Source organism: Mycobacterium sp. NPDC003323 (assembly GCF_053589535.1).
In genome coordinates this window covers 515,500-530,258 of sequence record NZ_JBSFSB010000002.1, presented here as the reverse complement: position 1 = coordinate 530,258, position 14,759 = coordinate 515,500, and the positions used below count along the sequence as shown (strand labels likewise).

16 protein-coding genes are annotated in these 14,759 nt (G+C 69.0%); 6 read left to right on the top strand and 10 right to left on the bottom strand.

The features are described 5' to 3' along the window. Nucleotides 1-34: 34 nt before the first annotated feature. Nucleotides 35-1,042: a glutathione S-transferase family protein gene (locus ACWDUN_RS09370; protein ID WP_449927707.1), complete on the top strand. Its 1,008-nt coding sequence runs from the start codon at nucleotides 35-37 to the stop codon at nucleotides 1,040-1,042. Here the strand turns inward: ACWDUN_RS09370 and ACWDUN_RS09365 are convergent. Both ACWDUN_RS09365 and ACWDUN_RS09360 read right to left on the bottom strand, forming a co-directional pair. Then, nucleotides 1,036-1,569, bottom strand: coding sequence for a DUF2771 domain-containing protein (locus ACWDUN_RS09365; RefSeq protein WP_449927706.1), 534 nt, complete (start codon nucleotides 1,567-1,569; stop codon nucleotides 1,036-1,038). The genes ACWDUN_RS09370 and ACWDUN_RS09365 overlap by 7 nt on opposite strands. Continuing rightward, a complete protein-coding gene (locus ACWDUN_RS09360; protein ID WP_449927815.1) occupies nucleotides 1,566-3,143 on the bottom strand; it encodes an MFS transporter in 1,578 nt (525 codons plus the stop codon). Before ACWDUN_RS09360 ends, ACWDUN_RS09365 begins: the two co-directional genes overlap by 4 nt. 159 nt (nucleotides 3,144-3,302) lie before the next feature. Between ACWDUN_RS09360 and ACWDUN_RS09355 the strand changes: the two genes are divergently transcribed. After that, a complete protein-coding gene (locus tag ACWDUN_RS09355; protein WP_449927704.1) occupies nucleotides 3,303-4,076 on the top strand; it encodes a DUF3027 domain-containing protein in 774 nt (257 codons plus the stop codon). Here ACWDUN_RS09355 and ACWDUN_RS09350 read toward each other — a convergent pair. Together ACWDUN_RS09350 and ACWDUN_RS09345 are read right to left on the bottom strand one after the other, a co-directional pair. Continuing rightward, nucleotides 4,069-4,524, bottom strand: a complete 456-nt coding sequence (locus tag ACWDUN_RS09350) for an SRPBCC family protein (RefSeq protein ID WP_449927702.1) — start codon at nucleotides 4,522-4,524, stop codon at nucleotides 4,069-4,071. The two genes, ACWDUN_RS09355 and ACWDUN_RS09350, sit on opposite strands and share 8 nt — an antisense overlap. 22 nt (nucleotides 4,525-4,546) lie before the next feature. Further along, the gene (locus ACWDUN_RS09345) at nucleotides 4,547-4,807 is read right to left on the bottom strand and encodes a DUF2530 domain-containing protein (RefSeq protein ID WP_449927699.1); all 261 of its coding nucleotides are present in this window, start codon (nucleotides 4,805-4,807) and stop codon (nucleotides 4,547-4,549) included. Between the two features lie 44 nt (nucleotides 4,808-4,851). Between ACWDUN_RS09345 and ACWDUN_RS09340 the strand changes: the two genes are divergently transcribed. From ACWDUN_RS09340 to ACWDUN_RS09330, 3 genes are read left to right on the top strand one after another with little or no spacing between them, the layout of a single operon-like run. Beyond that, nucleotides 4,852-5,286, top strand: a complete 435-nt coding sequence (locus ACWDUN_RS09340; RefSeq protein WP_449927696.1) for an Rv0880 family HTH-type transcriptional regulator — start codon at nucleotides 4,852-4,854, stop codon at nucleotides 5,284-5,286. Beyond that, nucleotides 5,279-6,100, top strand: coding sequence for a TrmH family RNA methyltransferase (locus ACWDUN_RS09335; RefSeq protein ID WP_449927694.1), 822 nt, complete (start codon nucleotides 5,279-5,281; stop codon nucleotides 6,098-6,100). Before ACWDUN_RS09340 ends, ACWDUN_RS09335 begins: the two co-directional genes overlap by 8 nt. Beyond that, the gene (locus tag ACWDUN_RS09330) at nucleotides 6,097-6,366 is read left to right on the top strand and encodes a DUF2537 domain-containing protein (protein ID WP_449927691.1); all 270 of its coding nucleotides are present in this window, start codon (nucleotides 6,097-6,099) and stop codon (nucleotides 6,364-6,366) included. The genes ACWDUN_RS09335 and ACWDUN_RS09330 overlap by 4 nt, the downstream gene beginning before the upstream one ends. Here ACWDUN_RS09330 and ACWDUN_RS09325 read toward each other — a convergent pair. The 4 genes from ACWDUN_RS09325 to ACWDUN_RS09310 all read right to left on the bottom strand — a co-directional run bounded on the left by ACWDUN_RS09325 (nucleotide 6,363) and on the right by ACWDUN_RS09310 (nucleotide 10,838). Further along, on the bottom strand, nucleotides 6,363-7,151 hold the full coding sequence (locus ACWDUN_RS09325) for a TIGR03620 family F420-dependent LLM class oxidoreductase (protein WP_449927688.1): 789 nt from the start codon (nucleotides 7,149-7,151) through the stop codon (nucleotides 6,363-6,365). The two genes, ACWDUN_RS09330 and ACWDUN_RS09325, sit on opposite strands and share 4 nt — an antisense overlap. Before the next feature lie 29 nt (nucleotides 7,152-7,180). Continuing rightward, nucleotides 7,181-9,352, bottom strand: a complete 2,172-nt coding sequence (gene helR / locus ACWDUN_RS09320; RefSeq protein ID WP_449927813.1) for an RNA polymerase recycling motor ATPase HelR — start codon at nucleotides 9,350-9,352, stop codon at nucleotides 7,181-7,183. A 29-nt stretch (nucleotides 9,353-9,381) separates the two neighbouring features. After that, nucleotides 9,382-10,563, bottom strand: a complete 1,182-nt coding sequence (locus ACWDUN_RS09315; protein ID WP_449927685.1) for a glycosyltransferase — start codon at nucleotides 10,561-10,563, stop codon at nucleotides 9,382-9,384. Nucleotides 10,564-10,706: 143 nt separating this feature from the next. Continuing rightward, complete coding sequence (locus ACWDUN_RS09310; RefSeq protein ID WP_449927682.1) at nucleotides 10,707-10,838, bottom strand: hypothetical protein; 132 nt, start codon at nucleotides 10,836-10,838, stop codon at nucleotides 10,707-10,709. A gap of 145 nt (nucleotides 10,839-10,983) precedes the next feature. Between ACWDUN_RS09310 and ACWDUN_RS09305 the strand changes: the two genes are divergently transcribed. Then, nucleotides 10,984-12,630, top strand: a complete 1,647-nt coding sequence (locus ACWDUN_RS09305; protein WP_449927679.1) for a DUF222 domain-containing protein — start codon at nucleotides 10,984-10,986, stop codon at nucleotides 12,628-12,630. A 16-nt stretch (nucleotides 12,631-12,646) separates the two neighbouring features. Here ACWDUN_RS09305 and sepH read toward each other — a convergent pair whose 3' ends face one another. Continuing rightward, nucleotides 12,647-13,588 (bottom strand): septation protein SepH, encoded by a 942-nt coding sequence (gene sepH, locus ACWDUN_RS09300; protein ID WP_449927676.1) that lies wholly within the window; start codon nucleotides 13,586-13,588, stop codon nucleotides 12,647-12,649. A gap of 60 nt (nucleotides 13,589-13,648) precedes the next feature. Continuing rightward, nucleotides 13,649-14,755 (bottom strand): phosphoserine transaminase, encoded by a 1,107-nt coding sequence (serC, locus tag ACWDUN_RS09295; RefSeq protein WP_449927673.1) that lies wholly within the window; start codon nucleotides 14,753-14,755, stop codon nucleotides 13,649-13,651. Between the last annotated feature and the right edge of the window lie 4 nt (nucleotides 14,756-14,759).

Here is a 14,759-nt window from a genome sequence, read left to right as displayed (position 1 = left end):
CATCTTCTCGACGCCGGGCGGGAACACTCGAGCCATGAGCTACGTGAATCCCAAGGGCGAGTTCAACCGCGACACCAACTACATCACCACGCGCATCACCGCCGATGGCGCCGATGGCTATCCCGTCGAGCCCGGCCGGTACCGCCTGGTCGTCGCGCGGGCCTGCCCATGGGCCAACCGGACCATCATCGTGCGGCGCCTACTGGGCCTGGAAGATGTTCTGTCCATAGGGTTCTGCGGCCCGACCCACGATGAGCGCAGCTGGACTTTCGACCTCGATCCCGACGGCGTCGACCCGGTGCTGGGCATCCACTACCTGCGCGACGCCTACAACAAGCGCATCCCGGATTACCCGAAGGGCGTCACCGTTCCGGCCATCGTCGAGGTCGCGACCGGTGAGGTGGTGACCAACGACTTCGCGCAGATGACGCTGGACTTCTCCACCGAGTGGACCGCGTATCACCGCGACGGGGCGCCCCGGCTGTACCCGGAGCACCTGCGCGACGAGATCGACGAGGTCGCCCAGCGCGTCTACACCGAGATCAACAACGGCGTCTACCGGTGCGGCTTCGCCGGATCGCAGGACGCCTACGAGAAGTCCTACGACCGGCTGTTCACCGCGCTGGACTGGCTGTCCGAGCGGCTGGAGAACCAGCGATATCTGGTGGGGGACACCATCACCGAGGCCGACGTGCGGCTGTTCACCACGCTGGCCCGCTTCGATCCCGTCTATCACGGGCACTTCAAGTGCAACCGGTCCAAGCTCGCCGAGATGCCGGTGCTGTGGGCCTACGCGCGCGATCTGTTCCAGACGCCCGGCTTCGGCGACACCATCGACTTCGTGCAGATCAAGCAGCACTACTACATCGTGCACACCGACATCAATCCCACCAGGGTCGTCCCGAAGGGGCCGGAGCTGTCCGACTGGCTGACCCCGCACGGCCGGGAGTCGTTGGGTGGCAGGCCGTTCGGGGACGGCACCCCGCCGGGACCGACGCGCGAGGGCGAGCAGGTGCCTGCCGCGCACTCCGCCGGTCAGTGACCCGGGTAGTCCGACACCGACTCCGAATACTCCTGCGACGGCTCCCAGTTCGTGCGCACCGACCATTCGGCGTGCGGCAGCGGGAACTCGTTGCCGGCCTCGTCGCGCACCAGCGTGGGTAGCTGCACCACGACACCGGTCAGCCTGCCGTACAGCGCATCGACCGGAGGAATGGTCACCGCCGTCGTGGTGCCCGGCCGGAACTCCTGCACGATCGCGGCGTCGGCGCCCTCATAGGTGCGTGCCAGCCACCACGGCGCCCGTGCGATCGCCGGTTCGACCGCCAACTGCACGGCGCTACGTGCGTTGATGGTGAGTTCGCCGGTGGTCTCGGCGTTCTCGCAGTCGTCGAGATTTTCGACATCGCAGTAGAAGTACGGTCCCACCCGGACGGTCTTGCCGTGGGCGTAGGCGCTGACCTTGGGGTATGGGTCGTGCGGTTGCTTGCTCAGCTGCCAGACCAGCACCGCCGTCCCGGCGATGGACAGCAGGGTGACGACGCCCAGCAGTGCCAGCGCGCGCTTCATCGGTGGGCCCGGGTGGACGGGTCGGGGGTGTTCAGCATGCCGCCTTCGGTTTCGGCCAGGACCGGACGGTTACCGCCCAGTCCCGGGATGAGTGATGCTCCGTTGTAGCTGACCAGTGTCTGCGCCAGCCCGAGTATCAAGACCGCGGTGATAGTGGTGAAACCGGCCCACAGCTCGGTGTAGATCAGCACGCCGGTCGCGCCGCCGAGCACCCAGGCCAGCTGCAGCACCGATTCGGATCTACCGAAGGCCGACGCCCGCGATTCCTCGGGCAGGTCGTCCTGCAGGGACGCGTCCAGCGATGCCTTGGCGATGGCGCTGGAGCCCGAGGTGATCAGCGTCGCGGCGGCGGCCACCAGCAGGTTGCCGGTCACCGCGGCCGCGAGCGCGGCCAGCGTCACGACGCTGGCCGCACGAACTACCAGCAGGGCGGGACGGCCCAGTTTCAGCCGGGCGGCGGTGAAGTTGCCGGCGAAGTTGCCGATTGCTGCGGCCGCACCGATCAGGCCGAGGATGCGCAGTTGCTCCCATCCGCCGGCACCGTGTGACTTGGCGACGAACGCCGGGTACAGGAACAGGAAACCCACCATCACCTTGATGGTGCAGTTGCCCCACAGGTTGGTGATGATGTTGCGGCCCAGTGGTTGTCGTGCCGCGCTGGAACGGCGCCGCAGCTGATCGGTGCCGCCGTGGTAGCTCAGGGTGGTCGGCACCTCGCCCTCGGTGACCTCTACCCACTTGGGGATGCGCATGGACAGCACGGCCCCGCCGATGGTCACGGCCACCAACACGTACAGCGCACCGGGTAGGTCGAACATGTTGAACAGGTATTCCGCGCCGGCGGCGATACCGCCGCCGATCATCGTCCCGAAGATCAGACCGAAGGTCGTCAACCGCGAGTTCACCCGTACCAGGTCGATCGTGGGCGGCAACACCCGCGGTGTCACCGCGCTGCGCAGCACGCTGAAAGATTTGGAGAGCACCATCATTCCGAGTGCGCACGGATAGAGCACCCAGGACGGAAAGCTGCCGCCTGCCCCGTCGTAGTTGAAGATCAGCACCACCACCAGCACCGTGCGAAGCGCAAACGACATCGCCAGCGCCACCCGGCGCCCGTGCTGCAAACGGTCCAGCGCCGGCCCGATCAGGGGAGCGATGACCGCGAACGGCGCGATGGTGATCAACAGGTAGAGCGCGACCTTGCTCTTGCTCTCCCCGGAGGCCGCCGCGAAGAACAGGGTGTTGGCCAGCGCCACCGCCATGGCGGCGTCGACAGCGAAATTCGCTACGACAGGCCAGGTCAGGGCAGTCAGGCCGGATTTGTCGGCACCGTCGGCGGTGGCCGCCCGGTGCACCAGGCCGTACATCTTCGAACCCATCTCGCGGCTGCGCTGCGCCGCGGCCCGGGTGACGGTGATCCGCTCACCGGCGGCCGCGCCGGCCCGGGGCGGCGGCTCGTGGTGGCGGCGGGTGCTGTGCTGGTCATCGTCCAGGGGCGGCAACCACCGGTTCGCGCTCGGGGTCTGCTGTCGGCGCCGGCGCGGCATCTCGCCGTCGCTGGGATAGTTCGCCATGCCCGGATGCTCGTCGCCGGACGGTGGCCGCGGCGGGTAGTAGCGGGGATCCCGGGAAGACACGTCCCCAATTGTTCCTTAAAGCACTCGCCCCCGCGTGCAGGCCACCGGTGTGGCTCCGACGGGCCGGGTCAGGCAATATGGACGCCGATGGAAAGCATGACCGAACCGCAGAACGCCGCCGAGGAAGCCGAGGTGGCGCAGGACCGACCGCCCGCCCTGGAGGCGTTGCTGCTGGGTGCCGTGGCGCCGGCGCGCGAGGCGATCGAGGAGTTCAGCGGTGCCGACGCCGTCGGCGAGTACCTCGGTGCGGTCTTCGACGACCAGACCGCCGCGACCCACCGCTTCCTGGCCGTCCAGCCCGGTTACCAGGGTTGGCAGTGGGCCGTCGTGGTGGCGGCCTACCCCGGCGCCGACCATGTGACCATCTCGGAGGTCGTGCTTGTTCCCGGCCCGACGGCGCTGCTGGCCCCGCAGTGGGTGCCGTGGGAACAGCGGGTGCAGCCGGGTGATCTGAGCCCGGGCGACCTGCTGGCCACCCCGCCCGACGATCCGCGCCTGGTGCCCGGCCACGTGTCCAGCGGGGATCCCGAACTCGACGAGCTCGCCGGTGAACTCGGCCTGGGCAAGCGCCGGGTGCTCAGCCTGGAAGGCCGGCTCGACGCCGCCGAGCGCTGGCACGAGGGCGAGTACGGCCCGGGTTCGGCGATGGCCCGGGCAACCCGGCGGGTATGCCGCGAATGCGGTTTCTACGTGCAGCTGTCCGGATCGTTGGGCACCTTGTTCGGGGTGTGCTGCAACGAGATGTCGGCCGACGGCCGGGTGGTCGAGAGCACCTACGGGTGCGGTGCGCATTCGGACACGCCCGTACCCGCCGGAGCGGGTTCGCCGATGTACGTGCCCTACGACGACGGCGTGATCGACCTCACCTAGTCTCCGCGGCGGCCTTGATCCGGCGCAGCGACTCGTTCATGCCGTCGACCAGCTCGGCTTCGAAGCTCGGCACCCCGCCCATCATCGCGTTGACAAGTACGGTCGAGACCTTTTTGACGCCGTTGGGTGCGCGGCGACTCTCGATGACGCGGGTTCCGCCCTCGATCGGCTCCAGCTCGTAGCTCCACTCGGTGCCGTTCAGATCCACCCGGAAGGCCAGTTTGCGTTCCGGGTCGACCGCGGTGATCGTGCTCGTCGTCGGCCATACCTGTAGGCCGCGCCGGTTGAAGTTCACCGTCTTGGCGCCCACCCGCAACGTGCCGAACAGCTTCATGGCCCAGGTCTGGGGACTCCACTGTGGCATCTTCTTCAGGTCGGAGATCAGCGCCCACACCGTCGCCGGCGGCGCGTCGATGTCGATCTGTGCCTGCAGCAGTGGTGCTCCCATATCCGTTGTGCTCCTTCGGGGTTCAGGTGAGGCCCTGCTGGGCGCCGCGGTCTCCGCGCCGGGCGGAGCGACGTTGCAACAGGAAGATGGAGGTGCCGAGCAGGCCGACGCCCAGCCCGGCGACCGTGATCGGCCGCCAATCGTGCAGGCCGGGAACGGTGAACGCGAGCAGCACCGCGACCAACCATCCGGCCGCGATCACCACGATCACCGGCACCGGATCCAGCAGCCGCGCAGGTAGGGCGGGCGGGTCCGGTGCGGTGGCGGGGGTGTTATCGGCCATCGGTTCACAACCTAGCCGATGCCCGCTCGGTATTGTTCAGGCCTGTGACAGACGACGTCGATGCCCGGTTGCCGAGCGATCTGTCGTTGGCCGTCATCCGGCTGGCTCGTCAACTGCGGTTCCGCAGGCCGGATTCACCGGTGTCACTGTCCCAGCTGTCGGCCCTGTCGACCGTCGCCAAGGAGGGCCCGATGACCCCCGGCGCGCTTGCCGCGCGCGAGCGGGTGCGGCCGCCGTCGATGACCCGGGTGATCGCGTCACTGGTCGACCTCGGATTCATCGATCGCACCGCCCATCCCGATGACGGACGCCAGGTGTTGGTGTCGGTGTCGGCCGCCGGCGCCGAACTCCTGGAGGCCGAGCGCCGCGCCAGCCGGGAATGGCTGCAGCAACGGTTGGCCGAGCTGACGTCCGACGAGCGGGCCACCCTGTTGGCCGCCGCCGATCTGATGCTCGCCATCGTCGACGAGGGTGCCTGAACTGGCCGACATCATCGATATCGCGGACGCCGCCGACCCGCGGCTGGACGACTTCCGCGACCTCAACAGCGTGGATCGGCGCCCCGACCTGCCCAGCGGGAAGGGTCTGGTGATCGCCGAGGGTGTGTTGGTGGTGCAGCGCATGATCGCCTCACGGTTCCGGCCTCGCGCGATGCTGGGTACTGATCGCCGGCTCGCCGAACTGGGCGCCGATCTGGACAGGGTCGACGTACCGTTCTACCGGGCCAGTGCCGAGGTGATGGCCGACGCCATCGGTTTTCACCTCAATCGAGGCGTGCTTGCCGCCGCCCGGCGCCCGGCGGAGCTGACGGTTTCCGAGGTGGTCGACGGTGCCCGCACGGTGGCCGTGTTGGAGGGCGTCAACGACCACGAGAACCTGGGGTCGATCTTCCGCAATGCCGCCGGTCTCGGCGTGGACGCTGTCATCTTCGGCACGGGATGCGCCGACCCGCTGTACCGGCGCGCGGTGCGGGTGTCGATGGGGCATGCGCTGCTGGTGCCCTACGCGTGGGCGCCGTCCTGGCCTGCCGACCTGGAAACGCTGCGCGACAACGGTTTCACGGTGCTGGCCATGACGCCGAACCCGGCGGCTCCAACCCTGGCATCGGCGATGGCCGATCTTGCGGGGCAGAAGGTGGCGATGATGGTGGGCGCCGAGGGGCCGGGCCTGAAGGAACACACCATGCGGGCCGCCGATGTGCGGGTGCGCATCCCGATGTCGCGGGGCACGGACTCGTTGAATGTCGCCACCGCCGCCGCGCTGGCGTTCTACGAGCGCGCTAGGTTGCAATGATGAACGAGGCGACACCCTGGGGGACCGGGCTGACGGTGGCGGCATTCGTCGCCGCGGTGGTGGGTGCTGCCATCGTGGTGCTCGGCCTCGGTCTGATTCGCATCCATCCACTGCTGGCCGTCGGGCTCAACCTGGTGGCCGTCGGTGGACTGGCCCCGACGGTCTGGGGCTGGCGCCGGATGCCGGTGCGGCGCTGGTTCGTCCTCGGTTCCGGGGTCGGGGTGGCACTCGGCTGGATCGCGCTGCTGGCCATCGCGATGTCCTAATCGATCAGCGCCGCAGCCAGTTTCGTCTGCCATACGGCTGTGTCGTCGACGCCCAGGATCCGCAGCACCACTTGATCGGCGCCGGCCGCGTGATACCGCGCGACCCGCTCTGCGATGCGGGCCGGGTCGCCCGAGGCGGTGATCCCGTCGAGCAGACGGTCGCTGACCCGGTCGATATCGGTCTCGGAGAAGCCCTGCCGCAACAGGTTCCGCCGATAGCCACCCGGTTCGGCGGCCAGGAACTGCAGCGGCCCCGTGACGGCAGTGCGCACGGTGTCACGTTCGGTCGACGGGATCACCATCAACAGCACGGACAACTGCTTGTCCGGTCCCAGGATCCGGCGGGCGTCGCCGACGTATTCCGGGGTCACCAGATACGGGTACGCGCCGCCGGCCCGTTCCCGGGCCAGGGCCAGCATGTTCGGTCCGAGTGCGGCCAGCGCATGGGCGTCGATACCGGCCGCGTCCAACTCGTCGAGATACCGGGCCACGGTCTGCAACGGCCGAGGACCGTGCGCGCCGCCGATTCCGACCAGGAACCGGCCGGCGTCGACCTCGCCGTGCAACGCGATCACCTCGGCGGCCGGGACCCGCGACACCGGAATGATGCCGGTGGCAACCGGGATCGCGGTGGTGGCCCGCACGGCGGCGGCGACCATCGGCAGCACACCGGATCGCCACAGCGTGGCGTAGCCCAAATCCTCGGCGCGCCTGGTCTCTTCAGAGACCGCAGCGACATCGTCGGTGTACGGCAGGCTGCCGGCCAGCCCGATCGTCGGCGTCATGGCTCAGACGGTAGAACCTCAACGTGACTTCAGGTCAATATCTGCAATGCGGCCGGTAGCGGACCGAGGTGCAGCACGCCGAGGCGCTGGGTGGCCCGGGTCAGGGCGACATACAGTTCGGCAGCACCGCGGGGGCCGTCGGCGATGATCTGCTCGGGGGCGACCACCAGGACGGCGTCGAACTCCAGGCCCTTGGTGTGTGCCGCGGTGACCGTGCCGGGCATCCCCGGCGGGCCGATCACCACGCTGGTGCCCTCGCGCGTCGCCTCATCGTCGACGAAATGCTGTATGGCAGCGGCGAGTTCGTCCTCGGTGACCTGCTTGGCCCAGGGTTGCACGCCGCAGGAACGCACCGACTCCGGCGGGCGGATGCTCGGTGCGAAGTCGGCGAGCACCGCCGCGGCGACGGCCATGATCTCCGCGGGTGTGCGGTAATTGACCGTCAACGGCCGGTACACCCAACGGTCGGCGGCGTACGGCTTGAGCATCTGCTCCCAGGCGGTCGCACCGGCGGCACTGCGGCGCTGGGCGAGATCACCGACGATGGTGAACGATCGGCTGGGGCAGCGGCGCATCAGCACCCGCCAGTCCATCTCCGAGAGTTCCTGCGCCTCATCGACGACGACGTGGCGGTAAGTCCATTCCCGGTCGGCGGCAGCACGTTCGGCGAGTTCGCGGTTGTCGCGTTCGGTGAAGCGGTCGGCCAGTTCCTCGGCGTCGATCAGGTCGGCGGCGATGAGGTGGTCCTCGTCGTCCATCAGATCCTCGCGAGCCACCATCAGATCGAGCACACCCGCCGCGTAGGCCTGCTCCTCCTGACGCTCCCGTTCGGCGGCCAGGTCGACCTTGACGCCGCCCAGCAGATCGACCAGCTCGTCGAGCAGCGGCACGTCGGCCACGGTCCACGCGGCACCGTCGGCGCGATACAGCGCCTGATCTGCGCCTGCCGCCCTGAGCCGTTCCGGTGACTCGTAGAGGCCGGCCAACAGCGTCTGCGGGGTCAGCTCGGGCCACAGCTGGTTCAGCGCCTTGGCCAGCCCCTCGTGATCGTCGAGTTCGTCGAGCAACTCGGAGCGCAGATGCTCCCAGGCCTGCTTGTCCTCGCGGGTCAGCCAGCCCTTCCCGATTCGTGCGATGGCCCGCTCGGTCAACACCCAGGTGATGACGTCGACGAAGGTTGTGCGTGCGTCGTTGTGCGGCAGACCCGTTTCGCGGGCCTCCTGGATCGCCCATTCGGCGGTCTCGGCGTTGATCGACACCGTCACGTCGGCGAGTTTGATCGGCAGCGGTTCCTCCGGCGTGCGCTGGCGGTCGGCGACCGCGGCCTTGAGCACGTCCAGCATGGCCAGCGAACCCTTCATGCGGGTCGCCTCGGGGCTGTCCTCGGCGGTGGTGTGCAGACCAGGGAACAGGTCGCCGGTGGTCAGGAACACCACATTGGTCTCACCGAGCGACGGCAGAACCCGGCCGACGTGGTTCAGGAAGGCCGGGCTGGGGCCGATCACCAGGACGCCGTGTCGCTCCATGCGCTCGCGCTGGGTGTAGAGCAGATAGGCGACGCGGTGCAGAGCCACCACGGTCTTGCCGGTGCCGGGTCCGCCTTCGATGACCAGCACGCCGGGATGGTCGAGCCGGATGATCTCGTCCTGCTCGGCCTGGATGGTGGCGACGATGTCGGTCATGCCCTCGCTGCGCGGCGCGTTGACCGCGGCCAGCAGGGCGGCATCGCCGCGTTCACCCGCACCGGGCCGGCCCAGCACCTCGTCGGTGAAATCGAGGACGTCGCGGCCGCGGGTGTGGAACTGCCGCCGTCGCCGCATGCCCTCCGGGTTGGCGGCCGTCGCGACGTAGAAGGCGCGCGCGGCCGGCGCCCGCCAGTCCAGCAGCAGCGGTTCGTAGTCGTTCTCGTTGTCGAACAGTCCGATCCGGCCGATGTAGGACCGCTCACCTTCGGTGCTTTCCAGCTGCCCGAAACACAGGCCGCTGTCGGCCACGTCGAGGCGGCTGACCTCGCCGGCCAGGGCGCGCACATCGGCGTCACGCTGCACCAGCGTCGCACCGTCCTGCTTGTCGATATCACCGCGCAGCGCGGCGCGATACCGCTCGTCGGCGCGCTTGCGTTCGCCGTCCAGGCGCTTATACAGCGCGGCGACGTAGGCGCGCTCGGCCCGCAGTTCGGCGTTGTGGTCCTGGGAAGTCATGTGCCCCTTGCGTATTCGGGTGGGTTCTGTCATGCGGTGAGCAGCATCTTTGCGGCGGTGCTCGCCCCGTCGGTGCGGATGGTGTGGGCGAGGGCGTTCGCGCGGGACTGCGTCTCGGGGTTCAGTACCAGCGTAAGCGCTTCGGCCAGTGATGCGGGCGTCGGCGTCGGGCCGTCGTGCGCGACGCCGATGCCGAGCGCGGCCACCCGGGATGCCCAGTACGGCTGATCGACGATCTGCGGGACCACGATTTGGGGGACACCGGCAGCGGCGGCCGCGGTCGTGGTACCCGCACCGCCGTGGTGGATCACCGCGGCGGTACGCGGGAACAGCGCCTGCTGATTGATTTCGCCGACGACGAAGCAGTCGTCGGCCGTGCTCGTCAGACCCGCCCAACCGCTGCCCAGCACGACGCGTCGTCCCTGGTCACGGATGGCCTCGATGACGAGTTCGGCGGCGTTCTCGGGTGCGGTGACGCTGCCGAACCCGGCGTAGACCGGTGGCGGCCCGGCTTGCAGAAAGTCCTCCAGCGCCGGCGGCAGCGGACGTTCATCGGGCACGATCCAGGCTCCGGTCTGCACCGGACTGATATCGGCCACCGGCGGCCACGGGCTCAGGATGGGGTCCACGGCGAGCCACGGTTGTTCGGTGAACGTGTGATCGCGCACATTGTCGACCGGGTCCAGACCTGCTTCGTCGCGATGCGCATTGACCGCAACCCCGTAGAGCGCCTGCACCTTGTCGGCGTCCAGTTGCCACAGCTTCTCGTGGTCATCGAGGCCCGCGGGGAACGGCTTACCCGGCCGCGGCAGCGGGTGGTGGTGGGGTGCGGGCAGCACGTGCGGAGTGAACACCGCGCAGCGGTACGGAATTCCGGCCAGTTCGGCCACGGAGCGCATACCTGCCGGCATCAGTCCGGTGCCGACGATCGCATCGCAGCGCCGTGCGGTGTCCAGGGTGCCGAACTGGGTGGCGACCAGCTCGGCCGCCAACGCCGGGGCGTCCGCTGCGGTGGCGCGCCGGACGTGGACCAGTTCGTGCACCGACGGGCCGGTGGGGACCAGTGTCAGGTCGTTGGCGGCGAGCAGGTCGCCGAAGTCCGGCGGTGCACAGAAGACGGCGTCGGCGCCGTGGCGCTGCAACGCCAGCGCCAGTGCGACCAGCGGCTGGATGTCGCCGCGTGACCCGAATGTGTACAGCAGAACGCGCACTGTTCCCCCTCTGATGTGGTGAATCTTGTTCGAGGACAGCGATTCTGCGGCACAGCCCGGGTCTTGCCGCAAGCCCGGGGGTGCGCTATAAATTGAGAGTGGGAAGACGAGATGTCTTCCCTTTTTTGTCGGTCGGGTACGTGTTACCGGCGCGACGCGAGTGTGCCCAGCGCGATGACACCCTGCCTGATCTTCTCGGCCACCGCGGCGGGGTCGGCGTCCCGGAGTTCGAGGATGTTCGACGTGAGCGCGAGGGTGGCGAAGCCGTGTGACATGGACCAGCCGGCCAGGGCGAGCGCGCGGCCTTCTTTTTCGCGTGGATTCTCGGCGCGGCGCTGGCGATGCCGCGTCCCCTGAGGTTCTGAACTGGGGTTTCGCAGTCCGAATGAACTTGTCGGGGCCGCGCGTAGTATAGAACACATGTTCGAAGGATTGGGTGGTGACACGCCGGCGGCGTTGAGTGATGAGGCACTCATCACCGCGGTCTCAGCCGCTACCCGGGCCGAAGCCGCCGCCGCGGCACGCCGATTGGCGTTGATCGCCGAGGCCACCGCCCGCTGGTGCGACGACGAGGACGACGCCTCTGCATCGAAGTTGATCGACGGCTGGGCCCAAGCCAAGGCCCAGATCGGCGCGGCCTGCAACCTCGGTCCGCACGCCGCGAACACCCAGATGCGCATCGGGGTCGCGCTGCGTGAACGGCTCCCGCAGACCGCGGCCATATTCGGCACCGGCGCGATCTCGGCCAAGGTGATCAGTGCAATCACCTGGCGCACCAATCTGGTCACCGACCCGGATGCGTTGGCCTCGATCGATGCCGGGATCGCCGAGAACGCCCACGGGTTCGGCATGCTGTCGGAGAACGCGCTGACCGCGGCCGTCGACTTCTGGGTCCACAAATACGATCCGCTGGCGGTCATCCGGTCCAAGGCCGCAGCCAAGGACCGCTACATCGAATTCGGTGACAACGATGACCCCGACGGTGTCGTGTCCTTCTGGGGTCGGATGCGTACCACCGACGCCAAGATCACCGATGCCCGCGCCGATGAGTTGGCCGGCGGTGTCTGCGCCAATGATCCGCGCACCAAACGGGAACGCCGCGTCGACGCCATCGCCGCGGTGGCGGCCGGCGCCGACCGGCTCACCTGCCTGTGCGGCGAAAGCAGTTGCCCCGGCTCGGGCAAAGACCTGCGCTCCACCGCCGTCAACATCTATGTGCTCACCGGCCAGAACCCCGAGGCCGGAGAAAGTGTCGAACCCGCGACGGGACCCGGGCCGGACGGCGGGCCCGAGCCGGGACCGGTCGGACCCGATCGCGGGCCGGTCGACGGATCCGACGAGGACCAGTCAGCCGAGAAACCGGCCGCGGCTCAAGAGCCCCCGGCCGAAGAACCCGCGTCTGCGGAACCCGCAGCCTCCGTCACGCCCCCGGCGTCACCGGCCGCACCCGCCGCGCTGGCCACCCCGCCCGGCGCCGGAGCCGGCATCTCCCTGGACGGCGCCATCATCCCGGCCCACTTGCTCGCTGAGCTCATCAACACCGGCGCGAAAGTCCGGCCCGTGAGCAGCCCCGTCGAGCTGGGCTCCGAAACCCGATACCGCCCGTCGGCCAAGCTCTCGGCATACGTCCGCATGACCGCCATGACCTGTGCCTTCCCCGGCTGCGGACGCCCCGCGCACAAAGCCGACCTCGACCACGTCACCCCGTGGCCCGCCGGCGCGACCCACCCCGGCAACCTGCGCCCCTACTGCCGTGAGCACCACCTCGTCAAAACACTGAACACCGGCTGGGCCCCCACCGCCCACCCCGACGGATCGACGACGTGGACGGCACCCACCGGCCACACGTACACCACCAGGCCCATGGCAGCGGTCCTGTTCCCGCACAACACGATTCACACCGACATACCGAGAATCCGTCACATCAGCCTCATCGACCATGACGACCGTGTACCCACCCTGCCCACGCGACAGCGCACCCGAAAACAGGATCGCGAATACCGCATCAACGCCGAACGGGCTCGCAACGCACTGCAGATCGCTCTCGACGGCGACCCGCCGTTCTAGGGGATGTGATTGCAGCTCAGCGCTGGGTCCCGGACCGAACACCCAGCAGGACGTCCTCCCAGGCGGGCACAGACGGCTTGGCCTTGCGGGCGCGGCGCGGCTTGGTCGCGGCGGGCTCGGCATCGGCCGCGGGTGCGGGTGCGGGTGCGGGTGCGGTTTCCGGCGAGGTCTCGGACTGTGCCACTGTCGGCTCGGGGGCCGCGGGCTGCGGGGCCGGCACGGGCGGGGGAGTCGGGGCCACCGCCGGCGGCAGGACCGTGGCGGCGGGCGCGGGCGCGGGCACCGGCGGCGTCACCGGACCCGAGACCGGCGCGGCCGGCACCTCGAAGTCCAGCTGTGCCACGGCGGCCACCGGACGCAACGGCCGGGGCGCGAAGTTCGGGTCGATCAGTTCGGACGCGCTGTCATCGAAGGCGACCACGGTGCCGCCGTGCGAGCCGGGCGTGAACCGGAAATGCGCCTGCAGATCCGAGCGGCCCGCCTTCCATGACAGCTGCACGGTCCAGCGACCGTCCTCGTTGCGCCAGGCGTCCCAGCTCGTCGCGTTCGGGTCCAACCCGCGCGAGATCATCGCCGTGGTGACGGTCTCCAGCAGGGTCAGCACCGACGGCCCGTCGGCCAGCACCGGGTGCGCGGCGGTGGCCAGTTCGGCTGCCCGTGCGCGCTCCAGCAGGACAGGGTTGGCGAAGCGGCGGATCCGGTCGATGTCCTCACCGGCGAGCGCGGCGACCTGTTCGACCGATGCGCCGGCGCGAATCCGGGACTGGATCTCCTTGGGGCGCAACCCTGGATTCACCTCGACCTCGATCTCGGTTTGGTTGGACGTCGCCTTGTCGCCGCGCACCGCGGCGCGCAGCCGATTGTCGACACGGAGGGCAAAATTGTCACCGGAGTCGGAGGCTTCGCAGATGATCCGTTTGCCGTCCACATCCAGTCCGACGACCCTGAGTTCCCGCATAGTGACCTCCTTTGCGCACCCTACTTTGTTATGCGCCCGTTACCGCGCAGACACGCAGGGCTAGAGGTGCTCGACGACCCAATCCACGCACTTGGTCAGCGCGGTGATGTCGTCGGGATCCACGGCCGGGAACATCGCGACCCGCAGCTGGTTGCGCCCGAGTTTGCGGTACGGCTCGGTGTCGACGATGCCGTTGGCCCGCAATGTTGCGGCGACAGCGCTTGCATCGACGGCATCGTTGAAGTCGACGGTCCCCACGACCTGCGAGCGCAGCGCCGGATCGGCGACGAACGGCGTCGCGAAGGAGGCTGCCTCGGCCCACGAGTACAGCCGTTGCGACGAGTCCGCGGTGCGGTTGACCGCCCAGTCCAGGCCGCCGTTGCCGTTCAGCCAGTCGAGCTGCTCGGCCATCAGGATCAGGGTGCCGATCGCCGGGGTGTTGTAGGTCTGGTTCTTCAGGCTGTTCTCGACCGCGATCGGCAGCGACAGGAAGTCCGGCACCCAGCGTCCGCTCCCGGCGATCGCCTCGATGCGGGCCAGCGCGGCCGGTGAGAGCACCGCGATCCACAGGCCACCGTCACCGGCGAAGTTCTTCTGCGGCGCGAAGTAGTAGGCGTCGGTGTCGGTGATGTCGACCGGCAACCCGCCGGCCGCCGAGGTGGCGTCGATGAGCACCAGGGCATCGCCCTCGGGGCGCTGCACCGGAACCGCGACGCCGGTGGAGGTCTCGTTGTGTGCCCAGGCCACCACGTCCACCGACGGATCGGACACCGGCTCGGGGGCGCTGCCGGCATCGGCCTTGATGACGATCGGGTCGCCGACGAACGGGTTCTTGGCCACGCAGGAGGCGAACTTCGAGCTGAACTCGCCGTAGGTCAGGTGCAGCGAGCGCTTGTCGACCAGCCCGAATGCCGCGGCGTCCCAGAACGCCGTCGAGCCGCCGTTGCCCAAGATGACCTCGTAGCCGTCGGGCAGCGAGAACAGCTGACGCAGCCCATCGCGCACCCGGCCGACCAGGTTCTTGACCGGGGCCTGCCGGTGCGAGGTGCCGAACAGGTCACCAGCGGCGGCCAGTGCGGCCAGCTGCTCGGGGCGGACCTTGGAGGGGCCGCAGCCGAACCGTCCGTCTTTCGGCTTGATATCGGCAGGAATCGTCAGCTCGGCCATGGCG

What these genes read in the sequence shown, in the direction of transcription:
- ACWDUN_RS09370 (WP_449927707.1), top strand. Translation starts at nt 35, where the DNA reads ATGAGCTACGTGAATCCCAAGGGCGAGTTCAACCGCGACACCAACTAC.
- ACWDUN_RS09365 (WP_449927706.1), bottom strand. Translation starts at nt 1,569, where the DNA reads ATGAAGCGCGCGCTGGCACTGCTGGGCGTCGTCACCCTGCTGTCCATC.
- ACWDUN_RS09360 (WP_449927815.1), bottom strand. Translation starts at nt 3,143, where the DNA reads ATGGCGAACTATCCCAGCGACGGCGAGATGCCGCGCCGGCGCCGACAG.
- ACWDUN_RS09355 (WP_449927704.1), top strand. Translation starts at nt 3,303, where the DNA reads ATGACCGAACCGCAGAACGCCGCCGAGGAAGCCGAGGTGGCGCAGGAC.
- ACWDUN_RS09350 (WP_449927702.1), bottom strand. Translation starts at nt 4,524, where the DNA reads ATGGGAGCACCACTGCTGCAGGCACAGATCGACATCGACGCGCCGCCG.
- ACWDUN_RS09345 (WP_449927699.1), bottom strand. Translation starts at nt 4,807, where the DNA reads ATGGCCGATAACACCCCCGCCACCGCACCGGACCCGCCCGCCCTACCT.
- ACWDUN_RS09330 (WP_449927691.1), top strand. Translation starts at nt 6,097, where the DNA reads ATGATGAACGAGGCGACACCCTGGGGGACCGGGCTGACGGTGGCGGCA.
- ACWDUN_RS09325 (WP_449927688.1), bottom strand. Translation starts at nt 7,151, where the DNA reads ATGACGCCGACGATCGGGCTGGCCGGCAGCCTGCCGTACACCGACGAT.
- helR (WP_449927813.1), bottom strand. Translation starts at nt 9,352, where the DNA reads ATGACTTCCCAGGACCACAACGCCGAACTGCGGGCCGAGCGCGCCTAC.
- ACWDUN_RS09310 (WP_449927682.1), bottom strand. Translation starts at nt 10,838, where the DNA reads ATGTCACACGGCTTCGCCACCCTCGCGCTCACGTCGAACATCCTCGAA.
- ACWDUN_RS09305 (WP_449927679.1), top strand. Translation starts at nt 10,984, where the DNA reads ATGTTCGAAGGATTGGGTGGTGACACGCCGGCGGCGTTGAGTGATGAG.
- sepH (WP_449927676.1), bottom strand. Translation starts at nt 13,588, where the DNA reads ATGCGGGAACTCAGGGTCGTCGGACTGGATGTGGACGGCAAACGGATC.
- serC (WP_449927673.1), bottom strand. Translation starts at nt 14,755, where the DNA reads ATGGCCGAGCTGACGATTCCTGCCGATATCAAGCCGAAAGACGGACGG.